The sequence below is a fragment of the Streptomyces sp. NPDC002104 genome (assembly GCF_053593795.1).
Genome location: NZ_JBSFDF010000027.1, coordinates 64,036 through 79,173, shown reverse-complemented (window position 1 = coordinate 79,173; position 15,138 = coordinate 64,036). Strand labels below are relative to the sequence as shown.

At 72.0% G+C, this 15,138-nt stretch carries 14 protein-coding genes and 1 riboswitch; of the genes, 5 read left to right on the top strand and 9 right to left on the bottom strand.

All coding sequences use genetic code 11. From position 1 onward, the window contains the following. Positions 1-192: 192 nt before the first annotated feature. The 8 genes from ACWCP2_RS22720 to ribD all read right to left on the bottom strand — a co-directional run bounded on the left by ACWCP2_RS22720 (position 193) and on the right by ribD (position 6,348). Positions 193-657, bottom strand: coding sequence for a PH domain-containing protein (locus ACWCP2_RS22720; protein ID WP_450910392.1), 465 nt, complete (start codon positions 655-657; stop codon positions 193-195). A 68-nt stretch (positions 658-725) separates the two neighbouring features. Then, positions 726-1,574 carry an ATP phosphoribosyltransferase gene (gene hisG, locus ACWCP2_RS22715; protein WP_450910391.1) on the bottom strand — a complete coding sequence of 283 codons (849 nt, stop codon included), beginning with the start codon at positions 1,572-1,574 and terminating at the stop codon, positions 726-728. Between the two features lie 122 nt (positions 1,575-1,696). Continuing rightward, the gene (locus ACWCP2_RS22710; RefSeq protein ID WP_250741528.1) at positions 1,697-1,978 is read right to left on the bottom strand and encodes a phosphoribosyl-ATP diphosphatase; all 282 of its coding nucleotides are present in this window, start codon (positions 1,976-1,978) and stop codon (positions 1,697-1,699) included. Between the two features lie 46 nt (positions 1,979-2,024). Further along, positions 2,025-2,522, bottom strand: a complete 498-nt coding sequence (gene ribH / locus ACWCP2_RS22705) for a 6,7-dimethyl-8-ribityllumazine synthase (RefSeq protein WP_450910390.1) — start codon at positions 2,520-2,522, stop codon at positions 2,025-2,027. Positions 2,523-2,615: 93 nt separating this feature from the next. Continuing rightward, positions 2,616-3,920, bottom strand: coding sequence for a bifunctional 3,4-dihydroxy-2-butanone-4-phosphate synthase/GTP cyclohydrolase II (locus ACWCP2_RS22700; protein WP_450910389.1), 1,305 nt, complete (start codon positions 3,918-3,920; stop codon positions 2,616-2,618). Beyond that, positions 3,917-4,570, bottom strand: a complete 654-nt coding sequence (locus tag ACWCP2_RS22695; protein WP_450910388.1) for a nicotinamide mononucleotide transporter family protein — start codon at positions 4,568-4,570, stop codon at positions 3,917-3,919. The genes ACWCP2_RS22700 and ACWCP2_RS22695 overlap by 4 nt, the downstream gene beginning before the upstream one ends. Then, the gene (locus ACWCP2_RS22690; protein ID WP_450910387.1) at positions 4,567-5,181 is read right to left on the bottom strand and encodes a riboflavin synthase; all 615 of its coding nucleotides are present in this window, start codon (positions 5,179-5,181) and stop codon (positions 4,567-4,569) included. The genes ACWCP2_RS22695 and ACWCP2_RS22690 overlap by 4 nt, the downstream gene beginning before the upstream one ends. Then, the gene (gene ribD / locus ACWCP2_RS22685) at positions 5,182-6,348 is read right to left on the bottom strand and encodes a bifunctional diaminohydroxyphosphoribosylaminopyrimidine deaminase/5-amino-6-(5-phosphoribosylamino)uracil reductase RibD (RefSeq protein ID WP_450910386.1); all 1,167 of its coding nucleotides are present in this window, start codon (positions 6,346-6,348) and stop codon (positions 5,182-5,184) included. It abuts the gene before it with no gap. A gap of 151 nt (positions 6,349-6,499) precedes the next feature. Continuing rightward, positions 6,500-6,630, bottom strand: a riboswitch (FMN riboswitch). A gap of 356 nt (positions 6,631-6,986) precedes the next feature. Between ribD and ACWCP2_RS22680 the strand changes: the two genes are divergently transcribed. After that, the gene (locus ACWCP2_RS22680; protein ID WP_450910385.1) at positions 6,987-9,380 is read left to right on the top strand and encodes a chitinase C-terminal domain-containing protein; all 2,394 of its coding nucleotides are present in this window, start codon (positions 6,987-6,989) and stop codon (positions 9,378-9,380) included. A 192-nt stretch (positions 9,381-9,572) separates the two neighbouring features. Further along, a complete protein-coding gene (locus ACWCP2_RS22675) occupies positions 9,573-10,307 on the top strand; it encodes an SDR family oxidoreductase (RefSeq protein ID WP_450910384.1) in 735 nt (244 codons plus the stop codon). A gap of 100 nt (positions 10,308-10,407) precedes the next feature. On the opposite strand, the gene ACWCP2_RS22670 is transcribed toward ACWCP2_RS22675, so the two are convergent. Then, positions 10,408-11,595 (bottom strand): ROK family transcriptional regulator, encoded by a 1,188-nt coding sequence (locus tag ACWCP2_RS22670; RefSeq protein ID WP_450910383.1) that lies wholly within the window; start codon positions 11,593-11,595, stop codon positions 10,408-10,410. Between the two features lie 54 nt (positions 11,596-11,649). Here ACWCP2_RS22670 and ACWCP2_RS22665 point away from each other — a divergent pair, with 54 nt between their 5' ends. The 3 genes from ACWCP2_RS22665 (at position 11,650) to ACWCP2_RS22655 (ending at position 15,129) form a co-directional block, all read left to right on the top strand. After that, positions 11,650-12,867 (top strand): MFS transporter, encoded by a 1,218-nt coding sequence (locus tag ACWCP2_RS22665; protein WP_450910382.1) that lies wholly within the window; start codon positions 11,650-11,652, stop codon positions 12,865-12,867. Between the two features lie 95 nt (positions 12,868-12,962). Beyond that, positions 12,963-14,402: a uracil-xanthine permease family protein gene (locus ACWCP2_RS22660; protein WP_450910381.1), complete on the top strand. Its 1,440-nt coding sequence runs from the start codon at positions 12,963-12,965 to the stop codon at positions 14,400-14,402. Between the two features lie 76 nt (positions 14,403-14,478). Then, on the top strand, positions 14,479-15,129 hold the full coding sequence (locus tag ACWCP2_RS22655) for a DUF5995 family protein (protein ID WP_450910380.1): 651 nt from the start codon (positions 14,479-14,481) through the stop codon (positions 15,127-15,129). Positions 15,130-15,138: the final 9 nt, after the last annotated feature.

The following is a 15,138-nucleotide window of genomic DNA, read 5'->3' as shown; positions in this document are numbered from 1 at the left end:
CTCCGTGGGGAGGGCGGCGCGTGTACTACCGGACGATCCGTCCATTGCTGGAGGGAGTCACTCCTCGAGTCGCAGGTGCCCACGGGCCTCGGGGTCCCGGGGCCGGTGGGAGGGCGCACGGTCGCGCCCCCACACCAGGTTAGTCATTGAGATCGCCGCCGCAATGGGACGCAGCGACGAGGTGGGCCGGGCTCAGTCGTTCTTTGAGCCGGTTCCGCGGGCTTCGGCCAGGGCGCGCAGGGCGCGGGCGTCGGCGATCGCCTGGGCCTTGGCGACCCCCGGCTGGATGCCGAGGGCGGGCAGGCTGGTGCCGTCGTTCAGGTCGAGGAACACCCAGGCGTCGCCGGGGCGGAGGTTGACGCGCAGGATCTGCGCCCACTCCAGGCGGCGGGTGGTCGTGAGGTTCACCACCGTGACCCCGGTCTCGTCGGCGACCACCTTGGGGCGGCTGAGCAGGACGAGGACGGAGGAGAGCAGGGCCGCGGTGAAGACGAAGGCGATCCGCTCACCGGGGTGCAGGGTTTCGAGGATCAGGGCGATCGCCGTGATCGTGACGAACATGGCGGCGCCCACGCCCAGCAGGACGGCCCGGGTCCGGGTCGGCCGGAAGGTGACCGGCAGGGCGGGCGGTACGGGCTGGGCGGTGGCGTCGGCCATGTGCGTCAGGTGCCTTCGGGGTGGTGCCGGATGGAGACGGGTGTGCGCGGCGGAACGCCGGCGGACCGTCAGAGGCGGCAGGCGTGGATCGAGGTGGTGAGGATCGCGCGCGCGCCGAGCTCGTACAGGTCGTCCATGATCCGCTGGGCCTCCTTGGCGGGGACCATGGCACGGACGGCGACCCAGCCCTCGTTGTGCAGCGGGGAGACGGTCGGCGACTCCAGGCCCGGGGTGAGGGCGACCGCGCGCTCCAGGTGCTCGGCGCGGCAGTCGTAGTCCATCATCACGTAGCTGCGGGCGACCAGGACGCCCTGGAGGCGGCGCAGGAACTGCTGCGCGCGCGGGTCCTCGGGGTCGGTGCCGTTGCCGCGGATGACGACGGCCTCGGAGGTCATGATCGGCTCGCCGATGATCTCCAGGCCGGCGTTGCGCAGGCTGGTGCCGGTCTCGACGACGTCGGCGATGATCTGGGCGACGCCGAGCTGGATGGCGGTCTCGACCGCGCCGTCGAGGTGGACGACGGAGGCCTCGATGCCCTGGTCCGCGAGGTGCTTCGCGACGATTCCCTCGTACGAGGTCGCGATGGTCATCCCGTGGAAGTCCTCGGGGCCCTTCGCGGTGCCCGGGATGGTGGCGTAGCGGAAGGTGGAGCGGCCGAAGTTCAGCGGCAGGATCTCCTCGGCGCTGGCGCCGGAGTCGAGCAGCAGGTCGCGGCCGGTGATGCCGATGTCGAGCTTGCCGGAGGACACGTAGATCGCGATGTCCTTGGGGCGGAGGTAGAAGAACTCCACCTCGTTCTCGGGGTCGACGACCACGAGCTCCTTGGACTCCTTGCGCATCCGGTAGCCGGCCTCATGGAGCATCGCCGACGCCGGTCCGGAGAGAGAACCCTTGTTGGGGACGGCGATGCGCAGCATGGGGCTTCCTTTGGTGCGTAGGTGCGAAAGGGATGTGCTGGTGTGCGGGTAGCGGGCGCGCGGACGCCCCGGCAGGGTGTGCCGGGGCCCGCGCTGAACTGCTGGGGTCCGGGGACCGCGGCCTAGAGGTGCGCGTAGACGTCGTCGAGGGAGATCCCGCGCGCCACCATCATCACCTGGACGTGGTAGAGCAGCTGGGAGATTTCCTCGGCGGCGGCTTCCTTGCTCTCGTACTCGGCGGCCATCCAGACCTCGGCGGCCTCCTCGACGACCTTCTTGCCGATGGCATGGACGCCCTTGCCGACCAGCTCGGCGGTACGGGAGGTGCTGGGGTCGCCGTTGGCGGCCTTGAGCTGGAGCTCGGTGAAGAGCTCTTCGAAACTCTTGGAGGGTGTGTTCGCCATGATGTCCCTAGGGTACGGGCTCACCCCGGTGCCCCCGTGCCGGGGTTCACCCCTTGGACTGGCGCCAGGGTTCGCTGACGCTGCGCAGGGTCATGGCCGTGGAGACGGCGGCGGTGACCGCTTCGTGCCCCTTGTCCTCGTTCGACCCTTCGAGTCCGGCGCGGTCCAGCGCCTGCTCGTCGTTGTCGCAGGTCAGTACGCCGAAGCCGACGGGGACTCCGGTGTCGATCGACACCTGGACCAGGCCCTGGGTGACGCCCTGGCAGACGTAGTCGAAGTGCGGGGTGCCGCCGCGGATGACCACGCCGAGGGCGACGATGGCATCGTAACCGCGGCCGGCGAGTACCTTCGCCACGACCGGGAGCTCGAAGCTGCCCGGGACGCGCAGCAGGGTGGGCTCGTCGATGCCCAGCTCGTGCAGGGCCCGCAGGGCGCCGTCCACCAGGCCGTCCATGACCTTCTCGTGCCACTGGGCCGCGATCACTGCGACGCGCAGGTCTCCGCAGTTCTTCACGCTCAGTTCGGGTGCGCCCTTGCCGCTCACAGCTCTGCTCCTCGTTGCGATTCGTGATGGGTGATGGTGATGGGTGATGAGTGGTGCGTGGGGTGGTGCTCGGGGTGGTGCCGCCGGGTGGTGCTACTGGTTGCCGCAGGCCGACGTGGGCGGGGCCCCTTCCAGCCAGGGCAGGTCGTGGCCCATCCGGTCCCGCTTGGTGCGCAGGTAGCGCAGGTTGTGCTCACCCGCCTCCATGGGCATCGGCTCCCGGTCGGAAACCTTGATGCCGTGGCTGATGAGGGCCGCCGACTTCTCGGGGTTGTTGGTCAGCAGCCGGACGCTGTGGACGCCGAGGTCGGCGAGCATCTGCGCGCCGGCCCCGTAGTCGCGGGCGTCGGCGGGCAGGCCCAGTTCCAGGTTGGCGTCGAGGGTGTCGCGGCCGCGCTCCTGGAGCTCGTAGGCGCGCAGCTTGGACAGCAGTCCGATGCCGCGGCCCTCGTGCCCGCGCAGGTAGACGATGACACCGCGGCCGGCGGCCTGGACCCGCTCCATGGCGGTGTGCAGCTGGGGGCCGCAGTCGCAGCGCTGCGACTGGAAGATGTCCCCGGTCAGGCATTCGGAGTGCATCCGGACCAGGACGTCCTCGCCGTCGCCGATCTCGCCGTGGACGAGGGCGACGTGCTCGACGCCGTCGACGGTGGAGCGGAACCCGTACGCGGTGAAGTGACCGAAGGCGGTCGGCAGGCTGACCTGGGCCTCGCGGCGCACGGTCGGCTCGGCGGAGCGGCGGTAGGCGATCAGGTCCTCGATGGAGATGATCGTCAGCCCGTGCTTGCGGGCGAAGGGGATCAGCTCGGGCAGCCGCAGCATGACGCCGTCCTCGCCGGCGATCTCCACGATGGCGCCGGCCGGGCGCAGGCCCGCGAGGCGGGCGAGGTCGACGGCGGCCTCGGTGTGGCCGTTGCGGACCAGGACGCCGCCGGGCTTGGCGCGCAGCGGGAACACGTGTCCGGGGCGGACGAAGTCCTCGGGGCCCGAGACCCCGTCGGCCAGGAGGCGCAGGGTGGTGGCGCGGTCGGCGGCCGAGATGCCGGTGGTGACGCCGTGGGCGCCGCTCGCGTCGACGGAGACGGTGAAGGCGGTCTGCATCGACTCGGTGTTGTGCTGGACCATCTGCGGGAGTTCGAGCCGCTCCAGCTCGTCGCCCTCCAGCGGGGCGCAGATCAGGCCGCGGCACTCGCTCATCATGAACGCGATGATCTCGGGGGTGGCCTTCTCGGCCGCGATGACCAGGTCGCCCTCGTTCTCGCGGTCCTCGTCGTCGACGACGACCACCGGCCGGCCGGCCGCGATGTCGCGGATGGCCTGCTCGACGGGGTCGAGCCGGAACGTCTCCAGCTCGACGTCGGGCACGGGCTTCAGGACGGGGTTCGGGTTCGAGGTCATGCCGTTGCTCCTTCCAGAGCCGGGGCGGTGGTGGTGCGGGAGCGGAGCCACCAGTCGCGCATGCCCCACAGGACGAGCGCGCCGTAGATGACGTAGACGAAGCCGGAGAACGCGTAGCCGTTGGCGAAGTTCAGGGGCACGCCCACCAGGTCGACCAGGAGCCAGGCGAACCAGAACTCGACCATGCCGCGCGACTGGGCGTACATGGCGACGACCGTGCCGACGAAGATGTAGGCGTCGGGCCAGGGGTCCCAGGACAGGGCCGGGTAGGCGGTGAAGAGGAGCGCGACGGCGACGGTGCCGACGGCGGCCGCGGCCACCAGGACACCGCGTTCGCGCCAGGTGGCGAAGCGGACGGCGAGCCCGCCGTCCTGGGCCTGCTGCCGGCCCCGGTTCCACTGGGCGTAGCCCCACGCAGCGACGAGCATGACGACGACCTGCTTGCCGGCGCTGCCGGACAGGTGGCCGGCCGCGAAGGCCACGAAGAGGATCACGCCGGAGAGGAACTGGGCGGGCCAGGTCCATATGGAGCGCCGCCAGCCGAGGGCGAGGGCGATCAGACCGATCGTGTTGCCGATCATGTCGGACCACTTGATGTGCTGGTCGAAGGCGGTGAACGCCTCCGAGTTCAGCCAGTTCAGGGCGCTCATCGTGCCGTCTCCCCCTGCCCGCCGTTCGCGCCGAGCAGCCGCTCCACGTACTTCGCCAGGACGTCGACCTCGAGGTTGACCGGGTCGCCGGGCTTCTTGATGCCCAGGGTGGTCAGCGCGAGGGTGGTGGGGATCAGGCTGATGGTGAACCAGTCGGCCGCTGCCTCGACCACGGTGAGGCTGACGCCGTCGACCGTGATGGAGCCCTTCTCGACCACGTAGCGGGAGAGGTTCTCCGGGAGGGCGACCTTGACGATCTCCCAGTGCTCGGAGGGGGTCCGGTCGAGGATCGTGCCGGTGCCGTCCACGTGCCCCTGCACCAGGTGGCCGCCGAGCCGTCCGCCGAGCGCCATCGGGCGCTCCAGGTTGACCCGGGAGCCCTGGGTGAGGGCGCCGAGGCTGGAGCGGTTGAGGGTCTCCTGCATGACGTCGGCGGTGAACTCTCCGTCACCGGTCTCCACGACCGTCAGGCAGACGCCGTTCACGGCGATGGAGTCCCCGTGCTTGGCGTCCTCGGTGACGACCGGGCCGCGCAGGCGGAAGCGGGAGGCTTCGGCGAGCTGCTCGACGGCGACGACCTCGCCCAGTTCTTCGACGATTCCGGTGAACACTCAGTGCTCCTTGAGGGCTGTGAGGGCAGTGGGGGCGGAGGGGGCCGGCGCGGGGACGGCGGTGACGCGGATGTCCGCGCCGATGCGGACGGTTTCGGTGATCCGGAGCCGGAGCGCGTCGGCGAGGGTGCCGATGCCGGCGTCGGCGAGGGCGAGCGGGCCCGCACCGAGGAGGACGGGGGCGAGGTAGCCGACGACCTTGTCGACGGCCCCGGCGGCGACGAAGGCGCCGGCCAGGGTGGGGCCGCCTTCGAGGAGGACGGAGCGGATGCCGCGCCCGTGCAGCTCGCGCAGCAGGGCGTCCACGGAGATCCCGTACTTGTCGTACGGGAGCCGGGCCAGCTCCACTCCGGCGAGGTGGCGGGTATCGGCATCCTCGGCGACGGCGATCAGGGTGGGCGCGGCCTCGTCCAGGACCCGGGCGGTGGGCCGGATGGTGGCGTGGGTGTCCAGGACCACGCGCAGGGGCTGGTCGGCGGCGGTGAACCCGTCGATCCCCCGTACCGCGAGGTGGGGGTCGTCGGCGCGCAGGGTGCCGGAGCCCACGACGACGGCGTCGGACTCGGCGCGCAGCCGGTGGACGTCGGCGCGGGACTCGGGGGAGCTGATCCAGCGGCTGGTGCCGTCGGCGGCGGCGATGCGGCCGTCGAGGGTCGCGGCGTACTTCCACAGGATGTACGGGCGGCCCAGGCGTACGGAGGTCAGCCAGGCGGCGTTGCCCGCTTCGGCCTCCTCGGCGAGGAGCCCGGCCTCGGTGTCGACGCCGGCGGCGCGCAGGGTGGCGCCGCCGCCGCTGGCCTGCGGGTTCGGGTCGGAGACGGCGTAGACCACGCGGGTGATCCCGGCGGCGATGAGGGCCTGTGCGCAGGGTCCCGTACGGCCGGTGTGGTTGCAGGGTTCGAGGGTGACGTAGGCGGTGCCGCCGCGGGCCGCCGGGCCGGCGGCGCCGAGGGCGTGGATCTCGGCGTGCGGGCCGCCGGCCCGCTCGTGCCAGCCTTCGCCCACGACGGTGCCCGAGGCGTCGGTGATGACGCAGCCGACGACGGGGTTGGGGCTGGTGGAGCCGAGTCCGCGGGCGGCGAGCTCGATGGCTCGGCGCATGGCGCGGGTGCCCGCGTCGGGGCTTGCGTGCGCGGCGTGTGTCGCCACCGGGTCCTCCTGCCTCATCGGGCACGGACTCCGGGGCCTGTCGGGATACGACAGATGAAGCGGGTAGCACACGCGGGGACGCCGAGGCCGGAAACACGGTCCGCTCGACGGCACGTCCCGAGGGATGTGCCGGTGGACCGCCGACGGCGGCGTACCGGTGACTGGCCCGCCGCGCACTGCCTCCCATCCGGACTTTAACCGTCGGTCCAGGAATTTCACCTGGTCAACCGGCCGCTGGCTGCGGACGGGTCGCGGACTATAACCGCCGGTTCGGAATTGCACCGACCCCGGAGTGCGCTGCTACTGGTACTGAAGCCAGTGTGCCACGGGTGATCGGCGGCCATGCGGGTGAGTCAATGTGGCCTGGGTCACACATGCGGTCACCCGCGGGCGCGCCGATTGCGCCATTCGACCGAATCCGCTCCCCCCGCACATGTCCGGAAGATCCCCTGGGCGATCCCTTTGACGGAACCCGCGCCGGGCCTTGCCGGATCGCGCACTTTGGTCCAGACCTATTGACGGGTTGGTCTAGTCCTCTTAACGTTCCCTTCATCTTCCCCGGGAGACAGCCCGTCAGATGTGCGCACGTCACGGGCCAACACGCACCACGTTTCAGCCTGTTGTGTCCTGCCATCCTCCCCTCCCCAGGAGGCACAATGCTGTCCCCCACCAAGACGCGGGCCATGCTCCTGACGTCCGGCGCCGCAATCGCCGGTCTGCTGGTCGCGGGGCTCTCGGCGGGCGTCTCGCACGCCGCCGACAACGAGTCCTGTCGCCCCGACGGTCTGTACAAGACCGCGGGTGTGGACGTCCCGTACTGCTCGGTCTACGACACCGAGGGCCGCGAGAAGATGGGCGCCGACCACCAGCGCCGCGTCATCGGCTACTTCACGGGCTGGCGCACGGGCAAGGACGGCACCCCCGCCTACCTGCCCAACAACATCCCGTGGTCCAAGGTCACCCACCTGAACTACGCCTTCGCCCACGTCGACGGCAACAACAAGATCTCGGTCGGCAACGACAACGCGAACAACTCCGCCACCGGGATGACCTGGCCGGGCGTCGCGGGTGCCGAGATGGACCCCGCCCTCCCTTACAAGGGCAATTTCAACCTTCTGAACAAATTCAAGAAGCAGTACCCGAACGTCAAGACGCTGATCTCGGTCGGCGGCTGGGCGGAGACCGGCGGCTACTTCGGCGACGACGGCAACCGCGTCGCGTCGGGCGGCTTCTACTCGATGGCCACCAACGCCGACGGCTCGGTCAACCAGGCCGGCATCAACACCTTCGCGGACTCCTCGGTCGAGTTCATCCGCAAGTACGGGTTCAACGGCGTCGACATCGACTACGAGTACCCGACCACCATGAAGGACGCGGGCAACCCACTCGACTGGCAGCTCTCCAACGCCCGCCGGGCCGGACTGGTCCAGGGCTACGACGCCCTGATGAAGGCCCTGCGCGAGAAGCTCGACCGGGCCGGCGCCGCCGACGGCAAGCACTACCTGCTGACCGTCGCCGCCCCCTCCTCCGGCTACCTGCTGCGCGGCATGGAGACCTTCCAGATGCAGAAGTATCTGGACTACGTCAACATCATGTCCTACGACCTGCACGGCGCCTGGAACGAGTACGTCGGTCCCAACGCCTCGCTCTTCGACGACGGCAAGGACGCCGAACTGGCGGCCGCCAACGTCTACGGCAGCTCCCAGTACGGCGGCATCGGCTACCTCAACACCGACTGGGCCTACCACTACTTCCGCGGCTCCATGCCGGCGGGCCGCATCAACATCGGCCTGCCCTACTACACCCGCGGCTTCAAGAACGTCCAGGGCGGCACCGACGGCCTGTGGGGCAAGGCCTCCGCGACCACCTGCCCGGCCGGCGCGGGTCTGACCAAGTGCGGTGACGGCGCGGTCGGCATCGACAACCTGTGGCACGACAAGGACACCAACGGGGTCGAGTCCCCCGCCGGTTCCAACCCGATGTGGCACGCCAAGAACCTCGAGAAGGGGATCGTCGGCGACTACGTCACCAAGTACGGCTTCCCGGCGAACACCACGCTGACCGGCACCTACGTCCGCAAGTACGACGCGAACCTGGTCGCCCCGTGGCTGTGGAACGCGCAGAAGAAGGTCTTCCTCTCCACGGAGGACGAGCAGTCGGTGGCGGCCAAGGCCGACTACGTGGTCAACCGCGGCATCGGCGGCACGATGGTCTGGGAGATGGCCGGCGACTACGGCTGGAACGCCGCGAAGGGCCAGTACGAGATCGGCGACACGCTGACCTCCGTGATGTACGACAAGTTCAAGGCGGCCTCCCCGTACGGCGCCAAGAAGTCCAACACCGCGCTGCCGACGCAGGCCGTGGACATCAAGACGGAGTTCAACGAGTTCAAGCTCGGCGACTCCAACTACCCGATCACCCCGAAGCTCAAGATCACGAACAACACGAACGCGACGCTTCCGGGCGGCACGGAGTTCCAGTTCGACTACTCGACGGCGGCTCCGGCCAACGCCTCCGACCAGTCGGGCTTCGGCACCAAGGTGATCAAGAGCGACCACACCGGCAGCAACGTGGGCGGTCTGAAGGGCGACTTCCACCGGGTCTCGCTGAAGCTCCCGGCGTGGCAGACGCTCGCCCCCGGCGCCTCGGTCGACCTGGCCTTCAACTACTACCTGCCGGTGTCCACGCCCTCCAACTGGACGGTGAACATCTCCGGCACCACGTACGCCCTCGCCGGTGACCTGGCGCGCGGCACCACGGTGGTCCAGCCGGGCAGCACCACGCCGCCCACGACCCCGCCGACCACCCCGCCCACCACGCCGCCCACCACCCCGCCGACGACTCCCCCGACCACCCCGCCGACCACGCCTCCGACCACGCCTCCGGGCGGTACCTGCACCAACCCGGCGTACGTCGCCGGCAACGTGTACACGGGCGGAAGCGTCGTCTCGCACCAGGGCCACAACTGGAAGGCCCAGTGGTGGACGCAGAACGAGACGCCCGGCACCACGGGCGAGTGGGGCGTCTGGAAGGACCAGGGCGCCTGCTGACAGCCCGCGCGGTGACCGCGTAGGTGAAGGAACGTGAGGACCCGGTGGCCCGGCGGCCACCGGGTCCTCGCGTTCCCCGGACCGCTCGGCGATCTCGCCGGGTCCGCCAACTTCCTTGACCGCGGGGGCTGTACGGTCCCCAGGTGGCGGGCTCGCACGGGGGCGCGCCGACCTGGGAAGGGAGCGGACACCATGGGCGGCATCCTGGTCACGGGAGGTACGGGGAACCTGGGGGCGCTGGTCGCCGCCCGGCTGCGGGAGGCGGGCCACGAGGACGTCCGCGTGCTCAGCCGGCACGCGCCCGTGTACCCGGTGGACCTGCTGGACGGCGCCGGCCTCGACGCGGCGACGGCGGGCGCCGAGGTGGTCGTGCACTGCGCGACCGCGACCCGCGGCGGCGACGAGGTGGCCGCCGGGCACCTGATCGAGGCGGCCCGGCGGGCCGGGACGGTCCGGAACATCGTCTACATCTCGATCGTGGGGGTGGACCGGGTCCCCCTCGGCTACTACCGGAGCAAGCTGGCGGTGGAGCGCTTGCTGGAGTCCTCCGGGCTCGGCGTGACGATCCTGCGGACCACGCAGTTCCACGATCTGGTGGCCCGGGTCTCCGGCACGGCGGCGAAGCTGCCGGTGGTCCTGCTGCCGAAGGGGGTCCGGGTGCAGCCGATCGCCGCCGAGGAGGTCGCCGAGCGGCTCGCGGAGCTGGCCGTACCGGAGCCGGCGGGCCGGGTCCCGGACATGGGCGGCCCCGAGACGCACGCGCTGACGGAGCTGGGCCGCATGTACCTGGCCGCGCGGGGCATCCGGCGGCGCGTGGTGCCGCTCCCCCTGGCCGGCAAGGCGTACGCCGGGTTCGTGCGGGGCGGCAACCTGGCTCCCGCGCACGCGGTGGGCAAGAAGACCTTCGCGCAGTTCCTGGCCGGCTGAGGAGGCGGCTGAGGGGGCGGCTGGGCGGCCCGCCGGCTGAGGGCGGCCCGCCGGCCGGGGCCGGGCGGGACCCGGCGCCTGCGGCCGTGGCCCCGGCGCCTCAGGCCGTGAAGAGGACGGACTGCGCCGACTCGCGGGCGGCGAGCCGCGCGCCCGTGAGCACCGCCGTGTCGCCGAGCGCCCCGGCGCGGACCTCGGTCGGGACCGGGCTCAGGGCGGTGAGCCGGCGGGCGACCCGGGCCGCCAGGGCGGGTCCGCCCGCGCGGCCGAGTTCCCCGCCGAGCACGACGCAGCCGGGGTCCAGGATCGCCGCGACGGCCGCCGCCCCCAGGGCGAGCCGTTCGGCCAGGGCCTCGAGGAACTCCGGTCCGGCCGCGCCCGCGACGGCCTCCTCGACCGGCCCGTCGTAGCCGTGGGCCGCGGCGAGCGCGGCCACCCCGGCCCGGCCGGCCAGCTCGTGGAAGCCGCCGTCGCAGTTCGTGGCCGACGGGAGGCCGCCCGTCCCGGGCACCGGCAGGAAGCCGATCTCCCCCGCTCCGCCGGAGGCGCCCCGGCGCAGCCGCCCGTCCAGGACCACGGCGGCGCCGACCCCTTCGCCGAGCCAGAGCAGCACGAAGGAGTCGAGGTCCCGGGCCGCTCCGACGCGCTGTTCGGCCAGGGCCGCCAGGTTGGTCTCGTTCTCCACCACGACCACCGCCGGCAGCCGCCGCTGCACCGCCGCGACCAGGTCCCGGTGCCAGGCGGGCAGCCCGGCGGTGTCGCGGAGTTCCCCGGAGCCGGGGGCCACCAGTCCCGGTGCTCCGATCACCACCGTGTGGAGCCGGTCGGCGCCGGCCTCGCGGACGAGCTCCTCCAGCCGGTCCACCGCCTCGTCCACGGCGTCCACGGGCAGGGCCGCCTGCGCCAGGGGCCGCCCGAGGAGGTCGGCGACGACCGCCGTGGCGCTGTCCGTCCGTACGTCGAGCGCGGCGAGGTGGGCCCGCCCCGCGACGATCCCGTAGAGCTTGGCGTTGGGTCCGCGGCGCTGTTCGCCGGACTCCCCGACGACCTCGATCAGTCCGGCCCCGGTGAGCCGTTCCACCAGGTCGGCGACGGAGGGCCGGGACAGACCGGTCAGCTCCTTCAGCTGGGGCGCCGTCAGGGGGCCCTCCTCCTGGAGGAGTTCGAGGGCGAGCCTGTCGTTGATGGCACGGGCCGTGCTCGGCGACGCGGGGGACGGAGCGGGGGACGCGGCGCGGGTGGAGGCGGTGGCGGCGGTCAGGGCCTTGGCAGGAGTCACGGAGCCCATCCTAGGAGTTCCGGGGGCTAACTATCAGGCAGGGTCCCTGATAGTTTACGTGTCATGACCGGGGAAACCGACCTCAGCCCGGCGCGACTGCGCCATGCCCGCTTCGCCATCGCCGGCGTCTTCTGCGCACACGGCGCGGTGACCGGCTCCTTCGCGACCCGCATCCCATGGATCCAGGAGCACGCGCAGCTCAGCGCGGGCACCCTGGGCCTGGCCCTCGCCTTCCCCGCGCTCGGCGCGGCGCTCACGATGCCGCTGGCCGGCCGCATCAACCACCGCTTCGGCGCGCGCACCGCCCTGCGGATGCTGCTGAGCCTGTGGACGCTCGCCCTGATCCTCCCGAGCCTCGCCCCGAACCTGTGGACGCTCTGCTTCGTGCTCTTCGTCTACGGGGCCACCGCCGGCATGTCCGACGTGGCGATGAACGCGCTGGGCGTGGAGACCGAGAACCGGCTGGGGCGCTCGATCATGTCCTCGCTGCACGGCATGTGGAGCGTGGGCGCCCTGATCGGCTCGGCCGCCGGCACGGTCGCCGCGCACGCCGGCGCCGATGCCCGCCTGCACCACCTGATCGCCGCGCTCGCCCTGACGCTGGCCGGGCTGATCGCCGTACGGGGCGTCCTGGACCTGCGCACCGACACCGGCGGGGAGGAGGCGCCGCCGCACTTCGCGCTGCCGCCGAAGTCCGCGCTGTTCATCGGCGCGATCGGTTTCTGCGCGGTCTTCGCGGAGGGCGCGAGCCTGGACTGGTCCGCGGTGTACCTGAGGGACGTGCTGCACACGGACGCCGGTCTCGCCGCCGCGTCGACGACCGCCTTCGCGCTGACGATGGCGCTGGCCCGGCTGGCCGGGGACAAGGTCGTGGACCGGTTCGGGCCCGTCCGCACGGTCCGCGCGGGCGGCGCCCTGGCCACCGCGGGCGGGCTGCTCGTGGTCACGGTCCACCAGCCGGCCGCGGCCCTGGCCGGGTTCGGCCTGATCGGGCTCGGCATCGCCGTGGTGGTCCCGCTCGCCTTCGCGGCGGCCGCGCGCAGCGGTCCGGCCCCGGCGCAGGCCATCGCCGGTGTCGCGACGATCACGTACACCTCGGGGCTGATCGCCCCGTCGGCCATCGGCGCGGTGGCCGACGCGACCTCGCTCGTGGTGTCGTTCGGGCTGGTCACGCTGCTGTCGTTCGCGCTGATCGTGGGGGCGGCCGTACTGCGGCAGCGGCCGGCGGCGGCACAGGTCCCGGCCGTCAACCGGGACGAACCTGCACCTATCCGGCCGTAATATGTCGCCTGGCCACCTACGTCCTCGTAGCGTGGCCACGCTCTCGGCGAGCGACGGCGAACGCAGAACGCAGAACGAACGAAAAGCGGTGGAACATGGGCCTCGGCGTGCGCTGGACCCTGCACGGAGACGGGCGCACCCCCGCCCCCGGCGCGGTGGTGCGGCCGGACGAGCGGCTGTCGTGGCCGCGGACCGCCGGGCTCGGTGCCCAGCACGTCGTGGCGATGTTCGGAGCCAGCTTCGTGGCGCCGGTCCTGATGGGGCTGGACCCGAACCTCGCGATCATGATGTCCGGTGTCGCCACCGTCATCTTCCTGCTGGCGACCCGCGGCCGGGTCCCCTCGTACCTGGGCTGCTCCCTCTCCTTCGTGGGGGTCGCGGCGGCGATCCGGGCGGGCGGCGGGGACAGCGCGGTCGTCACGGGCGCGGTCTTCGTGGTCGGCGCGGCACTGTTCCTGGCGGGGCTGGCGGTCCAGCGGTTCGGGGCCCGGATCATCCACGCGGCGATGCCGCCGGTGGTGACGGGCGCGGTCGTGATGCTGATCGGCTTCAACCTGGCGCCGGTGACGGCGTCCACGTACTGGCCGCAGGACCAGTGGACGGCCCTGCTGACGATGGCCTTCACCGGGCTGGCCGTGGTCTGCCTGCGCGGCTTCTGGTCGCGGATCGCGATCTTCCTCGGCCTGGTCTTCGGGTACGCCCTCTCCTGGATCCTCGACCTCGTCTTCGGCAAGATCCACTCGACGGTGGGCGGGCCGGACGCCGTGGACCACTGGCGGCTGGACCTGTCGGGCGTGGCCAGGGCCGACTGGGTCGGGCTGCCCACCTTCCACGCGCCCGCCTTCGAGTGGTCGGCGATCCTGATCGCGCTGCCGGTGGTCATCGCGCTGATCGCGGAGAACGCCGGACACATCAAGGCCGTCGGCGAGATGACCGGCGACTCCCTCGACGACAAGCTCGGCACGGCCATCGCGGCCGACGGCGCCGCCTCGATGCTGTCCACGGCGGTGGGCGGCCCGCCGAACACCACCTACTCCGAGAACATCGGCGTCATGGCCGCCACCCGCGTCTACTCCACGGCGGCCTACTGGGCCGCGGCCGGTTTCGCCCTCCTCTTCGGCCTGTGCCCCAAGTTCGGCGCGGTCGTCGCCGCGATCCCCGGCGGGGTGCTGGGCGGGATCACCGTGATCCTGTACGGCATGATCGGCCTGCTCGGCGCGCAGATCTGGATCAACGGCCGGGTCGACCTGCGCAATCCGCTGAACCTGGTGCCGGCCGCGGCGGGCATCATCATCGGCGTGGGCGGGGTCCAGCTGCACATCACCGACAGCTTCGAGCTGGGCGGGATCGCGCTCGGCACGATCGTCGTGATCACGGGCTACCACGCCCTGCGGTACTTCGCCCCGGCGCACCTGAAGCAGCAGGAACCGCTGCTGGACTCGGGGACCTCGGCGTACGACGAGACGGCGGGGGCCGAGGGCGGCGCGGGGGGCGCGGGGGACGCTTCCGCGGACCCCGGGGACAAGCGGGGTTGACGGAGTTTCGCCCGAACCGGCGAAGCGTACGGCCAAGTTCCCCTGATCGCGGCCCGCGGATGCGACGCTGCGTCCCATGGTCCCCATGGAAGCGGTGCTGGCGCGGATGCGCGCCCTGGACGAGCGGCTCCCCGAGCGGGACGGCGTCGCCGTCTTCAACCGGGTGTACCTCACGGTGACGCAGTCCCTGCACGAGGGGATCGCCCACGGCGCGTTCCCCTCGCCCCGCCGGGCGGAGGCCCTCAGCGTCCGCTTCGCGGAGCGCTATCTGACGGCGGTGGAGGCCGACCGGGCCCCGGCCTGCTGGCGGCCGCTGCTCCAGTACCGCCGCCACCCCGGGATCCGGCCGCTCCAGCACGCGCTGGCCGGGATCAACGCGCACATCGGCCACGACCTGGCGCTGGCGGTGGTCGCCACCTGCCGTTCGCTCGACTGCGAACCGGCGGCGCTCGAAGCGGACTTCGACCGGGTCGGCGACACCCTGGTCTCCCTGGAGGAGCACATCCGGGAGGACCTGATGCCGGGCCCGGACCTGCTGGAGGTCGCGGACCCGCTGACGCACTTGCTCGGCGCGTGGAGCCTGGAGCGGGCCCGTGCGGGGGCCTGGGCGTCGGCCCGTCTGCTCTGGTCGCTGCGGCGCTCCCCCGACCTGGCGGAGGAGTTCACCGAGTCCCTCGACGCGGGCGTCGGCCTGGTCGGCCGCTGCCTCCTGACCCCGACGGGCTGATCACCGTAC